15 protein-coding genes are annotated in these 14,392 nt (G+C 63.2%); 4 read left to right on the top strand and 11 right to left on the bottom strand.

Translation table 11 applies throughout. The annotated features are described in order from the left end of the window. Positions 1-144: 144 nt before the first annotated feature. Positions 145-1,113, top strand: coding sequence for a T9SS type A sorting domain-containing protein (locus ACYU70_RS05575; RefSeq protein ID WP_342298739.1), 969 nt, complete (start codon positions 145-147; stop codon positions 1,111-1,113). Between the two features lie 75 nt (positions 1,114-1,188). Here ACYU70_RS05575 and ACYU70_RS05570 read toward each other — a convergent pair whose 3' ends face one another. The 3 genes from ACYU70_RS05570 to ACYU70_RS05560 form a co-directional block, all read right to left on the bottom strand. Beyond that, a complete protein-coding gene (locus ACYU70_RS05570) occupies positions 1,189-1,647 on the bottom strand; it encodes a hypothetical protein (RefSeq protein ID WP_342298737.1) in 459 nt (152 codons plus the stop codon). Between the two features lie 171 nt (positions 1,648-1,818). Next, the gene (locus ACYU70_RS05565; RefSeq protein ID WP_342298734.1) at positions 1,819-2,250 is read right to left on the bottom strand and encodes a hypothetical protein; all 432 of its coding nucleotides are present in this window, start codon (positions 2,248-2,250) and stop codon (positions 1,819-1,821) included. Positions 2,251-2,290: 40 nt separating this feature from the next. Next, positions 2,291-2,722 carry a hypothetical protein gene (locus ACYU70_RS05560; protein ID WP_342298732.1) on the bottom strand — a complete coding sequence of 144 codons (432 nt, stop codon included), beginning with the start codon at positions 2,720-2,722 and terminating at the stop codon, positions 2,291-2,293. 272 nt (positions 2,723-2,994) lie between these two features. Here ACYU70_RS05560 and ACYU70_RS05555 point away from each other — a divergent pair, with 272 nt between their 5' ends. Both ACYU70_RS05555 and ACYU70_RS05550 read left to right on the top strand, forming a co-directional pair. Continuing rightward, a complete protein-coding gene (locus tag ACYU70_RS05555; protein ID WP_342298729.1) occupies positions 2,995-4,578 on the top strand; it encodes an amino acid permease in 1,584 nt (527 codons plus the stop codon). Positions 4,579-4,706: 128 nt separating this feature from the next. Beyond that, complete coding sequence (locus tag ACYU70_RS05550) at positions 4,707-5,243, top strand: hypothetical protein (RefSeq protein ID WP_342298726.1); 537 nt, start codon at positions 4,707-4,709, stop codon at positions 5,241-5,243. Here the strand turns inward: ACYU70_RS05550 and ACYU70_RS05545 are convergent. Then, on the bottom strand, positions 5,240-5,449 hold the full coding sequence (locus ACYU70_RS05545; RefSeq protein WP_342298724.1) for a hypervirulence associated TUDOR domain-containing protein: 210 nt from the start codon (positions 5,447-5,449) through the stop codon (positions 5,240-5,242). The two genes, ACYU70_RS05550 and ACYU70_RS05545, sit on opposite strands and share 4 nt — an antisense overlap. A gap of 189 nt (positions 5,450-5,638) precedes the next feature. Between ACYU70_RS05545 and ACYU70_RS05540 the strand changes: the two genes are divergently transcribed. Continuing rightward, the gene (locus ACYU70_RS05540; protein ID WP_342298722.1) at positions 5,639-7,687 is read left to right on the top strand and encodes an RICIN domain-containing protein; all 2,049 of its coding nucleotides are present in this window, start codon (positions 5,639-5,641) and stop codon (positions 7,685-7,687) included. A gap of 27 nt (positions 7,688-7,714) precedes the next feature. Here the strand turns inward: ACYU70_RS05540 and ACYU70_RS05535 are convergent, their stop codons facing one another. The 7 genes from ACYU70_RS05535 to ACYU70_RS05505 form a co-directional block, all read right to left on the bottom strand. Beyond that, positions 7,715-8,749, bottom strand: coding sequence for a hypothetical protein (locus ACYU70_RS05535; protein WP_342298721.1), 1,035 nt, complete (start codon positions 8,747-8,749; stop codon positions 7,715-7,717). A 149-nt stretch (positions 8,750-8,898) separates the two neighbouring features. Next, a complete protein-coding gene (locus ACYU70_RS05530) occupies positions 8,899-10,533 on the bottom strand; it encodes an FAD-binding protein (protein WP_342298719.1) in 1,635 nt (544 codons plus the stop codon). A gap of 159 nt (positions 10,534-10,692) precedes the next feature. Beyond that, on the bottom strand, positions 10,693-12,270 hold the full coding sequence (locus ACYU70_RS05525; RefSeq protein WP_342299098.1) for a polyamine aminopropyltransferase: 1,578 nt from the start codon (positions 12,268-12,270) through the stop codon (positions 10,693-10,695). Further along, positions 12,263-12,478 carry a DUF350 domain-containing protein gene (locus tag ACYU70_RS05520; RefSeq protein ID WP_342299101.1) on the bottom strand — a complete coding sequence of 72 codons (216 nt, stop codon included), beginning with the start codon at positions 12,476-12,478 and terminating at the stop codon, positions 12,263-12,265. Before ACYU70_RS05520 ends, ACYU70_RS05525 begins: the two co-directional genes overlap by 8 nt. Before the next feature lie 24 nt (positions 12,479-12,502). Further along, complete coding sequence (locus ACYU70_RS05515) at positions 12,503-12,706, bottom strand: hypothetical protein (RefSeq protein ID WP_342299103.1); 204 nt, start codon at positions 12,704-12,706, stop codon at positions 12,503-12,505. A 10-nt stretch (positions 12,707-12,716) separates the two neighbouring features. Next, positions 12,717-14,012, bottom strand: coding sequence for a DUF4178 domain-containing protein (locus ACYU70_RS05510; protein WP_342299105.1), 1,296 nt, complete (start codon positions 14,010-14,012; stop codon positions 12,717-12,719). Further along, complete coding sequence (locus ACYU70_RS05505; RefSeq protein ID WP_342299106.1) at positions 14,009-14,377, bottom strand: S-adenosylmethionine decarboxylase family protein; 369 nt, start codon at positions 14,375-14,377, stop codon at positions 14,009-14,011. Before ACYU70_RS05505 ends, ACYU70_RS05510 begins: the two co-directional genes overlap by 4 nt. Between the last annotated feature and the right edge of the window lie 15 nt (positions 14,378-14,392).

The raw sequence follows: 14,392 nt of genomic DNA, 5'->3' as shown, positions 1-14,392 counted from the left end.
GGGCTGACGTGGCAGCATCAGGTAGTGGCATCTTATACTAGCAATGGAGTAGGCGGAACATCTGTTTGGGATGTGTGGGCCGTAGATGCCCAACATGCCTGGCTCTTGATAGGTAATCCGACAGCCGCTAATCCGAATATCCTCGTGACCTCGCTGCTGCGTACGACAACAGGCAGCGCCGCCCTGACCGTGCTGCCGCCTAATGCAGTGTCGGAAAATCTGCGCTTTGTCCGGTTTTTCAACTCAACCACTGGGGTTGGAATCACTTTTTCCGGGACTTCGAACACCTTGCCGCTATATCATACCACCGATGGTGGCAGCAGCTGGCAGCCCCTTGTGGGCGCCCCAACACTAGCCGCCGGCGATTATGCTCTAGATTGTGTTTTGTTAGGTAACAACGTCTGGATACCAACCCACTTGGGCAGCATCCTGCGCAGCACCGACGCCGGCCATACCTGGAGTGCGGCGACAGTGGGTTTGCCCATCCGCGGCGTTAGCTTTTCGGACCCTCTACATGGCCTGGCTTACGCGGGCAACGGAAATCAGGTATCCGTGACTGCCGACGGGGGCCAGACGTGGACCTTGACTACTCCCAGCGGCCCCATGCGCTACGGCGTGATTCAGGCGTTGCCCGGGGTGCTGGGGGCGTATTTGAGCGTCGGTCCATCCAGCCACACTTATAGCCCAACCGACCCCAGAGGCAGCGCCGTAAGCACCGATAACGGCGCTACCTGGCGGACAATCGAGAATGTTAATTATCACGATGCCCTAGTAATTCAAAGCCCAACAAATATTTGGGCAGGCGGCTACTACACCGCTAATAATGCAACGGCCCGCTTCACGGGAACCTTACTGGCCAGCCAGTCTAACCAGCCAGTGAAAAGTGGCCTAGCTGTGTACCCCAACCCCACGGCGGGACGGGTAACCATTTCATCGGTGCTGCCGGTGCAGCGGGTGAAGGTGTACAATGCCCTGGGCCAGCTGCAGCTCCAGGTAGAGTTGCCGGCCAACGCCCCTTCCGTTGACCTGAGCCACTTGCCGGTGGGTGTATATCAGGTAGTGGCAGAGGGGAAAGCGGGGAGCCAGTCCCAACGGCTAGCCGTGGTACGGTAATCAATTTTGTCAGTAAGCAAAAAGCCCCGCTCAATTTGAGCGGGGCTTTTTGCTTACTGACGAGGCAGAAAATAATTAGGCTTTGGCCTTCATTTTCATTTTGCCGCCGTCGTGGCCTTTGCCATGACCGCCGTGGTGCTCGGCTTTCATCTTGTCCATCTTGGCGTATTGCTCCGGCGTGAGGATGGTTTTGAGCTGGGCCTCGTAGCGGTCGTGGGCGGCTTTCATTTCGGTGCGGCCGGCGTTTCGGTCGGTGCCGTACTTGGTTTTGAGGGCCGTCATTTCCTGCTGGCGGGCCAGCATCAATTGCTCTACTTTGGCCTCTTGGTCGGCATTGAGGCCGAGCTCTTTGGCCATTTTGCCGGCTTTGTGGTCGGCCATCTTGGCGGGGTCTTTCGGGCCCTGCTTGCCTTTGGCGTAGTGGCGGGCAGTCTGATTGGCGTCGGTGCCGGTGGTTTTCACGGCCGTTTGGGCAAAGCTGGTGCCGGCGGTAGCGAAAGCGAGGGCGGCGAGCAGCAACAGGTTCTTTTTCATGATTAGCGTAAAGAATGAAGAGGGTGGTTGCGGGGAAAGCTACTGGCAGCACAGGCCGCTTTAGTTGCTTGCCAGGGTAATTGCAAGCGGTGTGCCACGAAAGGCCAAGCGCCCAAAAGGCCCCGCATCAATCGATGAACAGGCGCTTTTTGTGTACGGAACCGGCCGAATTTACCGGGCGGTAGGCATTGCCATGCCCTGTTCAGCGAGATGCTTCATTACCTTGTTGCGCTCCGCATCCTGCATCCTGGTGTACTTGGTATACTGGCCGGGGGTGAGGACGCCCTTAATCTGGGTGTCGTACTTAGCGAGGGTAGCTTTCAAATCCGGGCCCATACCGGGCCGGAGGCGGCCGGTCTGCGCCTTGGAGCGCATGGCCAGCAGGGCTTGGTTCTGGTCCCGCATAATGGGCTCCAACCTGGCCTGCTGGGTGGCCGAAAGGCCCAGCTCCTTGGTGAGGTACTGGGTGGCGCGCTTGGCCGTCTGGGCCGGCGTTTCCGGGAGGCCGGCGCGGGTGGGCATCTTTTGGGCGGCGGGGGCTTGGGCGAAGCCAAGACCGGCGGTGGCGGCTACCGTAGCAAGCAGCAAAAGGAGCTTTCTCATGGTGGGGATAAGCAAAATTGGGTGGTGAGAAGGCGCTGCCTTATTCGGACTGGCCGGCCGGGGCGTTGGCACCGGCGGCGCGGTGCTCGCGCATTTTCTCGCGCTGCTCGTCGCGCATCTGCGCAAACTTGGTGAATTGCTCCGGGGTGAGCACCGTTTTAATCTGCTCATCGGTGCGGGCTTCGTTGGCTTTCAGGTCTTGGGCGGTGCCCAGCTTGCGGCCGCCGGTGGTGCGCTGCTCGCGCAGCAGCTGCAGCTGCTGGCGCTGGGCCATGAGGATGGGGGCCAGGCGGGTTTGCTGGTCGGCTGTGAGGCCGAGCTCTTTGCCCAGGTACTGGGCGCGGCGCTGGGCCAGCTGGTCGGGGGCGGCGGTGCCGGCCTGGGCCAGGCCGGTAGCGGCAGCAGGGGCCTGTGCAAAGGCGGTGCCGGCGGTGGCCGTGCTGGCGGCGAGGATAAGGAGGAGCTTTTTCATGGTAGTTGGAGAGATTTGCTGATAGGGGAGCGAAAGTAGTGCCAGCAGGTTGGATGTACCGTGTCGGACTAGGTTTAAGGACGGGATTTTGGGCGCGGGCCGGGGCGCAAAACCGGCGCGGCGCAGGGCCAGCGCCCCGGCGGTGGCAAAATGCTGCCTATATTTCGGCTCCGCCACAAGCGCTTGGGAGCATTTTCATTGCTCAATGGGCCGGACGGGGATTTTTAATTCCTTCATTTATTTCAAACTTCTTCCCTCTTTACACCTAACACATGGCAAGTATTTTCGCCAAAAAACCCCTGTCTGTGCTGCTGGGCGAGGCCAACTCGACCGGGCACGGCACGCTGCAACGGACGCTGGGCGCGGGCAACCTCGTGGCCCTGGGCGTGGGCGCCATCATCGGGGCGGGCCTGTTTGTGCGCACCGCCGCCGCCGCCGCTCAGGCCTCCGGCCCGGGCGTGACGCTGGCTTTCATCGTGGCCGCCATCGGCTGCGTGTTTGCCGGCTTGTGCTACGCCGAGTTCGCGGCCATGATTCCCATTGCCGGCTCGGCCTACACCTACGCCTACACCACCATGGGCGAATTTGTGGCCTGGGTTATCGGCTGGGCGCTGATTATGGAATACGCGCTGGGCGCGGCCACCGTCAGCATTGCCTGGAGCGAATACCTGAACAAGCTTTTGCAGGTGTTTGGGACCAGTATGCCGTATAATCTCAGCCACTCGCCCTTCGAAAGCGCGGTGGTGAACGGCACGCTGGAGCACGGCCTCATCAACCTACCGGCCCTGTTCATCATCGTGATGCTGTCGCTGCTGCTCATCAAGGGCACGCAGGAATCGGCCATGTTCAATGCTGTAGTGGTGGTGCTGAAAGTGGCCATCGTGCTGGTGTTCATCGCTGTGGGTTGGCAGTTCATCAACCCCGCCAACCACACGCCCTACCTGATTCCCGAAAACGCTCCGCCCGTTAAAAACGCCGCTGGCGTTATCGTGCGCGAGTATACTGCCTGGAACAAGCACGGCTGGGGCGGTATCCTCGGCGGTGCGGCCATTGTGTTCTTTGCCTTCATCGGGTTCGATGCCGTGAGCACGGCTGCGCAGGAAGCCAAAAACCCCAAGCGCGACATGCCCATCGGTATCCTGGGCTCGCTGGCGGTGTGCACGGTGCTCTACATCCTGTTCGGCCACGTGCTGACGGGGGTGGCCAACTGGCGCGAATTTGCCGACCCGGCTCTGGGCGGCGAGGCTTCGGTGACCTATGCCATCAAGGCGCACATGCCCGGCTACGAGTGGCTCGGCACGGCCGTGACGGTGGCCATTCTGCTCGGCTTCTCCTCCGTAATTCTGGTGATGCTCATGGGTCAGAGCCGCGTGTTCTTCTCCATGGCGAAGGACGGCCTCATGCCCAAAGCCTTCTCCGACCTGCACCCCCGCTTCAACACCCCCTACAAATCGAACCTGGCGCTGCTGGTGTTCGTGGGCGCGTTCGCAGCCTTCGTGCCCGGCTCGGTAGCCGGCGATTTGACCTCGTTCGGCACGCTGCTGGCCTTCGTGCTAGTGAGCATCGGCGTGTGGCTCATGCGCAAGTCGGACCCGGACCAGCCCCGGCCGTTCCGCTCGCCGCTCTCGTCGGCTAGCTTCCCGCTGGTGCCCATCCTGGGCGCGGCCATCTGCACGCTCATGATTCTGGCCCTCGACTCGAACACCCTGAAACTGGCCCTGGGCTGGATGCTGCTCGGCTTTATCGTATACTTCCTCTACGGCAAGAAAAACTCCATGCTCCAGAAGGGCGTGGTGGTGGTGCCTACCGAGATGGAGGAAGAAGCCTTCATCAAACCCGATGTGCACAACCGGTAGGCCAGCGGCTTACTGCTAAAGTGAAAAGTCCCGCCGGTGCGAATCGGCGGGACTTTTTTGTACACCTTTGGCAACCCCGCCAGTCGTTTGGCGGTCACCTTCGCAACTCCTACTCAGTTTGCTTTGCCATGAACATTCGTTTCGCTACTTATACCGGTATCATTCCGCTATTGGCTGCCTTGGGCGGGTGCGGCGAAAAGTGCGAGGGCGTGGACTGCCCCCCGTGCAGTCCCTTTACGGATGACATCGTGGTGGTTTTTGACCGCGACAGCTTGCAGGCTGGGTTTCGCAAGGCCGAAATCGACGGAGGATACGCGGTGCGCTTTGCCGCCCCCGGCTTCAATGCCCCCACCGATACGGTGCGGCAAACGCGCGACGGACTTAATTTCTACCGGGGCCTCATCAGCCTGCGTACGCTGGCCGGGCTTGGAAGGCCGCCCGGCGCTTCCCAGACTGCTTTGGCAGCGTCCAACTACCGCTTTGTGCTGCCGGCCCTCAACCGCACGTACGACCTCGGCAACATAGAGCTGCAAACCGGTCCGAGCGACGCCGGAGACTGCTGCAACTGCGGCAAAAACGTGCGCCGCCGCTTCACGCTCAATGGCGTGCCCGTTGTGCTGGATGGCAATGCCAATAACGAGCACCCCGGTGTGTTGCGACGCTAGCTGGCGACTTTCACTTCGCTTTTGAGCTTGAGCACCCGGTCGCCATTTTCCTGCACGATGACGAAAGCGGGGTCCGTAGCCGAGCCATTGCGGTGGATGACACTGCCCTTGATGGTGCGACTGATGGGCTCTTTATGCACCGATTCAATTTTGCCGGTGGCCGAGCCGGTGCCGTATTTCCAGGAAACTTGGGTGCCTTTGCGCATAAAAAACGGGAGCAAGCGGGGGAATTCAGCCGCTGAAATGAGTTTGAAGTACGTGTACTGCCAACGGCGGTCCATCGTTGTCGGGATAGGCAGGGCGGCGGTAGCGCAGGCGGCGGGCCGCCATACTCCGCCGTTTCGCCGTTCTTTTGCGTAGTTCAACCATGCGTGCTGCTTTTATGCGCGCCCCCCATGATGTTCCGATTTCTGTCGCTGCTGTTCCTGCTGCCCCTTTTCGCCTCCGCCCAAACGCCGTTCGTGCCCGATGAGCGGGCCTACTACGGGCTGATTGACCGGGGCAGCGGGCGTTGCCTCGACATTGCCAGCGCCAGCACGGCCAGCGGCGCAGCAGCAGTACAGTGGGAATTCACGCACGCCAACAGCCAGCAGTGGCGCTTCGTGCCCATCCGGGCCGGTAGCGAATATTACCGCATCGAAGCCCGCCACAGCTCCCAGTGCCTCACCGTGGATAAGCCCGGCGAAAATATGGGCCTGGTGCAACGCCCCTTCCAGGGTAGCGAGCAGCAGCAGTGGCGGCTGGTGCCGGCCGGCCCGGCGGGCAGCTTTCAGCTCGAAAACCGCAGCGAAGCCCGTTGCGCCGCGCTGGCGGCTTCGGATAAATTCAACGGCACGCCCGTGGTGGCCCAAAAGAATAACGGCCGCGCCAGCCAGCAGTGGCACCTGTTCCGGCTGCGCCTGAACGTGCTGGAAGGGCCGTCGCCCTTCGGCCCGCCGCAGCCGCTGGCGGGAAGCGTGAACTCGCCCGGCAACGAGGTGCACCCCGTGCTCAGCCCCGATGGCAAGACACTGTACTTCGCCCGCACCAAGTTTGCCGGCAACACCGAAGGCAACACCGACTCCGGCGATGCCTGGCTGAGCCAGAGCCCCGACCAGGGCAAAACCTGGGGCGCACCCACCCGCCTCGACGGCCTGAACACCCCCCAGAACAACGCCGTGGAAGCCACCACCGGCACGGGCGGCCAGATACTCATCGTGCGCGGCATCTACGAGCGCGACGGCACCTTCCGTGACGAGGGCCTGAGCCGGGTGGCGCAGGCTGCCGCCGTGGCCCCCGGCGCTACCCCCAAAACCACCCGCCCCGAGGCCCTGCGCATTGCCAATTTCTACTCGGCGGTGACGGGCACGGGCTTTTTCATGTCGGCCGATGGACAGACGCTGCTGCTCTCCCTGGAGCGCGGCGACTCCGAAGGCGGCAACGATATTTACCTGAGCCGTCCCGACGGCAGCGGCAGCTACACCGAGCCCAAAAGCCTGGGCCCGGTGCTGAACTCGCCCGGTTTCGACTTTGCGCCTTGGCTCACGCCCGATGGCAAAACGCTGTATTTCGCGTCCTACGGGCACATGGGCTACGGCTCGGCCGATATGTTCGTGAGCCAGCGGCTCGATGACAGCTGGAGCAAGTGGAGCGAACCGCGCAACCTCGGCCCGGCCCTGAATGGCCCCGGCTTTAACGCCTACCTGAGCCTCACACCGGATGGCAAAACGGCATACTACTCGTCCTCAACCACGCCCAACGGCACCAAGGATATCTGGCGCACGGGCCGCGCCGTGCCCGCCGACTCACTGCCCAAGCCCGCCGTGGTGGCCGAGGCCAACGAGAACTCCGGCCGGGCTTTCCTGAGCGGGCGGGTGCTGGATTCGCGCACCAAGCAGCCGGTGCCGGGGGCGCTGGTGAAGGCCAACCTGCTGGGCACCAGCAAAACCAGCCCGCAATTTCTGGCCACCAGCACGGCCGACAATCAGGGCAACTACCAGATGTCGCTGCTGCCGGGTAAATACTACCTCTCGGCCAACGGCGCGGGCCTGCTCACGATGGGCGACACGCTGGTAGCCGCCGGCTCGCCCCGGCGCGACATCCTGCTGCTGCCTGCCGCCGTGGGGGCCAAGGTGGACCTGCCCAGCATCATTTTCACCCAGGGCAAGGCCACCCTGCTCGGCTCAGCCTACACTGAGCTCAACCGCCTCGCCATTGCCCTGCAAGCCGCACCCGCCACCGAAGTGCGCCTCGAGGGCCACACTGACAACGTGGGCCCGGCCGATAAAAACCAGCAGCTTTCCGAAGACCGGGTGGCCGAGGTGAAGCGCTACCTCGTGGGCCGCGGCGTGGCCGAAAGTCGCATCACCACCGTGGGTTTCGGCGGCTCGAAACCAAAATACGGCAACGACCGCGAAGAAACCCGCCGCCTCAATCGCCGCGTGGAATTGGTAATTGTGAAGTAGCCGTAGCTTGGACTCGCAGAGTCCAAGCTACTTCTGTCGACGCCAGATAAACCCATCCAGCACGTAGTGCGTGGACTGCGGCAGCGCCAGCAGCGGCACCAGCCACATCAGCTGCGCGGGGCTGGCAATGGTGGGCAAGTGCTGAAACCAGCCGAACACCGCGCCGTGCTCGCGCCATACCAGCCCATCCCAAAGGCCTTCTTCGAGAAAAGCGAAAAGCACCACGGCCCCAATGAAAACGGCCAGGCCGTAACGCCCGGCCCAGGCACCACGGCGCGGCGCGGGCGTTGCCTGGGAGGGTTTTGGCCCGCCTGCCCACACTAGCGCCAAGTAGGGAATGCCGTGCGAAACCACGTTGAGCAGCGTGAAAACCAGGTCGCCATTGAAGAGCACAATGCCCACGTACCACGACACCAGCGTGCCGCCCAGCAACAGGTTGCGGGGCACATTGAAAGTGCGGGTGCGCCACCAGCGCCAGCTTTCGCGGGCCGCGTAAGCCGTAATCAACCCCCCATAAAGCACCGTGGCGATGGTACGGCCAAGAGGCCAGTCGATTTGGATAAAATCCCCCTCGACAAACCAGTTGAAATTGCGCCCCGGCGAGAAGTGCCAGTACAGCAGCGGGTAAATGGTGGCGTAATAAATCAGGGCCGTGGCCAGCCAGCGGCCCGGCGCGGGCGCATCGTGCCGGCTATAAATCCGCAGAAACCCATACTGCTGTCGGATGAAGTGAAACACCGCCAGATACGCCAGCGCCCGCCAGAACACCAGCCCGCCCAGGCTGTGCAGGGCCACGCCCGCCGCGTAGCAGGCCATCGGCACCACCCACAGCAGCGTGCACCGCTGCCGCCGCCGCACGGGGTCGAAGTAGGTCTGGAACAGCGTGCCGTAGACGTGGGCCACATCAATGAGCACCACCAGCGCCACCCAGGCCAGCAGCGGCATAGCGGCCGAGTGGCGGTAGGAAGCGGGCAGCCCAAGCACCACCAGCAGCGCCAGAAACGGCGGCGCGAGGATGAGCAGGCCATCGTAGCGCGGGGAGCGAATCCAGGGTTGGGGCATGCGGTAAGGGCGAGGTAGCTGAGGATAATAGGCCGTCATGCAGAGCGCAGCGAAGCATCTTGCCCGCAGTCACTAACTTAATCGTTGGGTAAAAGAATACTGGTGGCGGGCAAGATGCTTCGCTGCGCTCTGCATGACGTGCTTTTTAATCAAACGGACCCTGCCGCCAGCATCTCCCGCGCCGCCCGAATCCCCTGATAAAACCCCTCCTCAAAAATCGAAATCCCGCTAAAATCCGTGTGGGCGAAAAATACCCTCCCGCGCACCGGCTGCATGGCCGCCGCCCGCGCCGCGCCCCAGAGCAGGCCCGGCGTGGGGGCCACCATGCCGTGGCCCCACACCCAAAGGTCGGCCTGCTGTAGGTAGGGCGTCACGCCGGGGTGGTAGGTTTCGAGCTCGGCCACCATGCGGGGCAGCCACTCGGCGTAGCTGGTTTGGTAGGCGCGGCGGCGTGCGGGGCCGGGGGCTTCATCGGTGAGGGGCCAGTAGAGCGTGATGACTTTGGGGCCGCCATCGTCCTGTTTCAGCGACTGCTGGGTGGCGTTGATGTAGCCCAGTGAGGCGCTGCCGTAGCGCACGTTGTCCCAGCTCAAGGGGCGGCCGGGGCCTTGCGGCAGGCCGGCCACCGTGAGGTTGGCGACGAGCCAGGGCGCGTGGTGCAGGCTGCCGGGCGGCGGCAACTGGTGGCCCGGCACGGCGGCCAGCAGGTGGTGGGCAATATGCTGCGGCGTGGCCAGCAGCACCTGCCGGGCGCGCACGCGGGTGCTCTGGCGCGTAGCCACGCTGTAAACCAGAGCCTCAATGCCGGTGGCGGTTTCGCGCAGGTCGTAGGCCAGGGTTTGGGTCTGGATGGGGGCGCTGGCCTGGCGGCGCAGGTTTTCCGTCAGAAAGTGGTTACCCTCGGGCCAGGTCAGCACGTCGGCGCCGGTAGCGTTGTGGGCCAGGCCCTTGCGGCTGGCGAAGTAGTGCAGCCCGGCCCAGGCCGATACCTGCGCGGCGGTAGCGCCGTAGTCGTCGCGGCAGGCATAGTTCAGGTACCAGCGCAGGGCGGGCGCGGTGAAGCCTTCGCGGTCGAGGTAGGCGGCGAAGGAAATTTTGTCCAGTGCCCGGTAGGCTTCGTCGGTCGAGGACTGGTCGAGCGGGATGCGGAACACGTCGCGGCCATCGCACCCCACGGTGGTTTTCAGCGCTTCGGTCAGCTTGAAAAAACGGGCTACCTGGGCTTGGTCGGCGGTGCTCAGGCCCAGAGCGGGCACCAGGCCTTCCTGCCAGTGGCCTTCGATGTTGAGGCGCTCCTCGGGGTCGTGGCAGAGGTGGTAGTCGTTGTAGATGGGCTGGCCATCGGGGGCGTAGCCGGTGAGGGTGCCGGCGGCTTGCAAAAATTCCAGCAGCTCGGTGTTGCGCACATCGGGCACGGGTAGGTAGTGCGCGCCCCAGGGGTAGGCCGAGGCGGCGTTGCGGCCGGCGCTGGCGTTGCCGCCGGTTCCGGGGGCCAACTCCACCAGCAGCGTATTGGTTTGGCCGTGCCGATGCAGCCAGCGCCGGGCCGAAAGCCCCGCCACCCCGCCACCGATGATGAGCACGTCGGTTTCAACGGTGCTGGTGGGCGCGGGCAGCTTGCCAAGGTCGCGCAGCAGGTGCCCGGTAGCGGCATCCTGGCCCATCATCTGGCCTTTGATGTGGGCCAGCGGGTTGGTGGGCGCACAGCCGGGGAGGGCCGGCAGCAGCAGCGCCCCGGTGAGGGCCGCCCCGCTTTGGGCCAGGAAGGAGCGACGGGTGGGCATGGATAGAGAATGGAAGAGAAAGCAAATTAGAAAAGACCGTCATGCTGAGCGCAGCCGAAGCATCTCTACCGCTTCGTTGCAACGATTGGATTACTCGAGCAGTAGAGATGCTTCGGCTGCGCTCAGCATGACGTTCCGAAGAATTGGGATATCCTGGAATCAATGCACATACGGCCCCCAGTCCTCCTCGAAATACCGCACCAGCACCTGGTTATTGAGTTGGTTAACCTCCGTCGGTACCTCGTTCATATCGGGCGGGAAGCGCAGCATGTCGTGAATGGTAGCGGGCGTGATGTAGCGCAGGCCGGCTGGGAGCGGGCTCATATCGCCGCGCCAGTGGGTGTCGGGGCCGGCCAGCACGTAGCCCCATTCGCCGAAGGATGGCACGTAGAGATGGTAGGGAATGGTGTGCAGCCCCACCGCCGCCAGCGTGTGCGCCACGCACCAGAACGACTGCCGGGCCAGAAACGGCGAGGTGCTTTGCACCACCAACCGCCCGCTTGGGGCCAGCCGCTTCGCCAGCGCCGTGTAGAACGCGGCCGAATACAGCTTGCCGATGGAGTAGTTGCCGGGGTCGGGAAAGTCGACGATTATGGCGTCGTAGCGCGTGGTGTCCTGCCGAATCCACTGGTAAGCGTCGGCGTTGATGACCTGGACTTTGGGGTTGTTCAGGGAGCCTTTGTTTAAGGATAACAGCAGCTCGTTGTGCTTGAAAAGCTCGGTCATGCCCGCGTCGAGGTCGACCAGCTTGATGCTGGTCAGGCGCGGGTATTTCAGCAGCTCGCGCACGGCCAAGCCGTCGCCGCCGCCCATCACCAGTACCCGGCGGGCTTGGGGCAGCGCCTGCATGAGCGGGTGCACCAGCGCTTCGTGGTAGCGGTACTCATCGGCCGAGCTGAACTGGAGGTTGCCGTTGAGGAACAGGCGCAGCTCGCGCGGGTTGCGGGTGAGGACGATGCGCTGGTAGGGAGTGGATTTCGAGTAGATAACCTGGTCCTGAAAAGCCAGGGTTTCGGTGTAGGCCAGCAGCTTGTTGGCGAAGCCGAACAGCACCCCCAGCCCCAGCAGCGCCGCCCCAATGCCCACGCCGAAGCGCCGCCGGTAGGGCCTCGTTTCGGGGAAGCGGGCCAGCACCACGGCGGCCACGGCCAGGTTCAAGGCCCCGAAAACCAGCGAGGTACGAATCAGCCCCAACTGCGGCACCAGTACCAGCGGGAATATCAGCGAAGCCAGCAGCGCGCCCACGTAGTCGAAGGTGAACACCCGCGCCACCAAATCCTTGAACGGGTAGCGGTGCTCCAGAATCCGCATCAGCAGCGGGATTTCCAGCCCCACCAGAATGCCCGTGAGGCCCACCAGCGTATAGAGCAGCAGCCGGAACGAGGCCACGTACTCAAACGACACGAACAGCAGCGGGGCCATGCACCCGCCCACGATGCCCACCAATATTTCGAGCCGGATAAACCAGCGCAACAGCGAGCCCTCCAGAAACTTGGAGAGCCACGAGCCGATGCCCATGGCAAACAAATACGCCCCGATGATGGTCGAAAATTGCGTCACCGAATCGCCCAGCAGGTAGGAGGCCAGGGTGCCGGCAATCAGCTCATAAATCAGCCCGCAGGTGGCGATGACGGCCACCGCCGCCAGCAGCAGGCCCGGCAGCCGCGCCTCGGGGCCGGCCGTGGCCGGCGCGGCATTTGGCGCTTCAGCGGCGGGCGCTTCCATCAGCTCAGCCATGAATGGCGGCGCTGATGATGAGGGCCACGGCCAGCATAAAGGCCGCGCCCAGAATGGCCAGGGCCGTGTTGTGCTCCTCCATGATTTCCTTGCGCAAGGTGCCGGGTGTCAGCTTATTGAACAGGTAAAAGCTGATGACCAGAATGACGATGCCGAGCAGCGAGTAGATGATGGAAGCCGCGAAGGCTTTGGCGTTGAGGTATTCCATGGGGAAGGGGCTGGGCGTGATGGATTACTTGTGAAAATACAGGCCCCGCCCGGCGTGGCCGTGGCTGCCGCGCGCGCCGGGCGCGTTCAGGGTTTCGGTACTCTCGTTGTCGTCGCCGAGCAGGCGGGTGCCGGTGGCGGTGCCCCAGGCAAACCAGGCCAGTGGTAGCAGCAACAGCAGCGCGTAGAGGCGCACCGGGCGCAGGAAAATGAGGAGGCGTTCGAGCATGTGGGGCGGGCTAGTTGTCGGTGGCGTAGGGATTATAGTCGCTGTTTTCCCAGCGGCTGCGCTCGAAAGAAGACAAGCGGAACACCTGAACCAAGGGATAGATAAGCACCAGCGCCAGCACCAGCAGGAAGTTCGAAAACAGCGCCGAATCCTGCCAAACGCTCACCTGAATTTCAGGCGCTACGCCCTTCTCGGTGATGGGATAAAAGTTGAGATGATAGCGCCCGGCCGGTACCCGCGAGAGCACGGCATCGGCTTTGCGGCTGCCTTCGCTCCAGCTTTCGCCGCTTTCCACGCCGCTGTAGAATTCAATGTTTTTGGTGAACTCGAAACCGCGCCCGGTTTGCTCGTTCACCAGGCTCACGGGGAGCTCCAGCCACTGGTTGGCCAGGGTGCCGGCCGTCAGGTCAATGTTCAGGGCCGACTGGTGGTCGAGAACAAATGAATTGGATACCAGTACGCGGCCCGTGCCGGGCGCAACGGTGGCCGTGGTATCGGCCGTGACCTGAAAGGTCTGGTTCAGCACCGGCGCGGTGGAGCGGAGCGACAGGGCCAGCTGCACCAGCACCAGCAGCGCTACCACGATGCCCGTAAGCGCCATCAGGGCCGTGCGTTCCCGGCTGCCGGGGGCCGGCTGCACTGCCCCCACGCCCTCCTGGGGCGGCAGCGTACTGCGGCTGATGCTGAAAGCCGTAGCCAGCTCCTCGGGGGCTACGTGGCGGCCCCGGTACCACTGCTGCTCGCGGCCGCGCTGCTCCTGCACCAGCAGCAGCGGCGGCCGGATGTATTCGCTTACGTCCAGGGTTTTATCACGCTCGATATCCCAATCAAACTCGCCCAAGGCCCAGTTGATGCGCGACTGATACTTATTGAACAGCTTGAAATCGGCCAGCCGGAATTCTTCGCGGTTTTGGTCGAGGTAGCTGGCTTCCCAAATCAAGGTCCAGTGACCATTGTATTCGGCCAGTTGCACGTAGCGCCCGGTTTCGGGCTGAAACAGCTGGTATTCGCGCCAGCTGTATTGCGGATGCACTGCTTCGTGCCGACTCACCACGCCTACCACGCGGTACAGCGTGCCACCCAAAATGCCCATGGTGCCCAATGGCAGCACGGGCGACGTTTTTGGGGCTTGCTGATAATCCCCAAATACTGTGGGCGTTTCCTCGCCCGAGTACTTGAAATAGGCGTGGCAGTGCGGGCAGGCATAATATTCGCTGCCTTCCACGTCATAATACGTGATGCTGTTGTGGCACTCGGGGCAGTCCAGCTGGGCCGATTCGGGCCGGGGAGTAGCGGTTTCGCTCATCGGCGCACTTCGGTTTTGGTGAGCTCAGCTCCCTCGAAAAATGCCAGCGTGGCCTCGTAAATGCCGCGCACCGTGGCCGCGTTATCTCGCCGGAAATTTGAGAGAAACACGTCGAACGTGGCCAGCCCGTGCTCGGGCCAGGTGTGGATGCTCAGGTGCGACTCGGTGAGGGCCAGCACGGCGGTGAAGCCGCCCGGGCCGGTTGCATCGGCCGGGAAGCTGTGGTAGGCTTCGCCCACTTTTTCCAGCCCGAAGGCCAGCACCTGGGCATCGAAGAAAGCGCGGCAGGCCCCGGCATTGCGCAAGGCCGGGGCCGGAGCCGCGAAGGTGGCCAGAATGTGGAGGCCGGGAGTGTAGTCAGGCATTAGAAAGGAGCGCGG

This window comes from Hymenobacter segetis (assembly GCF_054776495.1).
The sequence above is the reverse complement of the archived record's forward strand: the minus strand, read 5'-3'. Positions and strand labels throughout refer to the sequence as shown.

Bases quoted from the DNA above. Each gene is read 5' to 3' on its own strand.
- ACYU70_RS05570 (WP_342298737.1), bottom strand. From the start codon at position 1,647: ATGAAAAAGAACCTGTTGCTGCTCGCCGCCCTCGCTTTCGCTACCGCC.
- ACYU70_RS05565 (WP_342298734.1), bottom strand. From the start codon at position 2,250: ATGAGAAAGCTCCTTTTGCTGCTTGCTACGGTAGCCGCCACCGCCGGT.
- ACYU70_RS05560 (WP_342298732.1), bottom strand. From the start codon at position 2,722: ATGAAAAAGCTCCTCCTTATCCTCGCCGCCAGCACGGCCACCGCCGGC.
- ACYU70_RS05555 (WP_342298729.1), top strand. From the start codon at position 2,995: ATGGCAAGTATTTTCGCCAAAAAACCCCTGTCTGTGCTGCTGGGCGAG.
- ACYU70_RS05550 (WP_342298726.1), top strand. From the start codon at position 4,707: ATGAACATTCGTTTCGCTACTTATACCGGTATCATTCCGCTATTGGCT.
- ACYU70_RS05545 (WP_342298724.1), bottom strand. From the start codon at position 5,449: ATGCGCAAAGGCACCCAAGTTTCCTGGAAATACGGCACCGGCTCGGCC.
- ACYU70_RS05540 (WP_342298722.1), top strand. From the start codon at position 5,639: ATGATGTTCCGATTTCTGTCGCTGCTGTTCCTGCTGCCCCTTTTCGCC.
- ACYU70_RS05535 (WP_342298721.1), bottom strand. From the start codon at position 8,749: ATGCCCCAACCCTGGATTCGCTCCCCGCGCTACGATGGCCTGCTCATC.
- ACYU70_RS05530 (WP_342298719.1), bottom strand. From the start codon at position 10,533: ATGCCCACCCGTCGCTCCTTCCTGGCCCAAAGCGGGGCGGCCCTCACC.
- ACYU70_RS05525 (WP_342299098.1), bottom strand. From the start codon at position 12,270: ATGGCTGAGCTGATGGAAGCGCCCGCCGCTGAAGCGCCAAATGCCGCG.
- ACYU70_RS05520 (WP_342299101.1), bottom strand. From the start codon at position 12,478: ATGGAATACCTCAACGCCAAAGCCTTCGCGGCTTCCATCATCTACTCG.
- ACYU70_RS05515 (WP_342299103.1), bottom strand. From the start codon at position 12,706: ATGCTCGAACGCCTCCTCATTTTCCTGCGCCCGGTGCGCCTCTACGCG.
- ACYU70_RS05510 (WP_342299105.1), bottom strand. From the start codon at position 14,012: ATGAGCGAAACCGCTACTCCCCGGCCCGAATCGGCCCAGCTGGACTGC.
- ACYU70_RS05505 (WP_342299106.1), bottom strand. From the start codon at position 14,377: ATGCCTGACTACACTCCCGGCCTCCACATTCTGGCCACCTTCGCGGCT.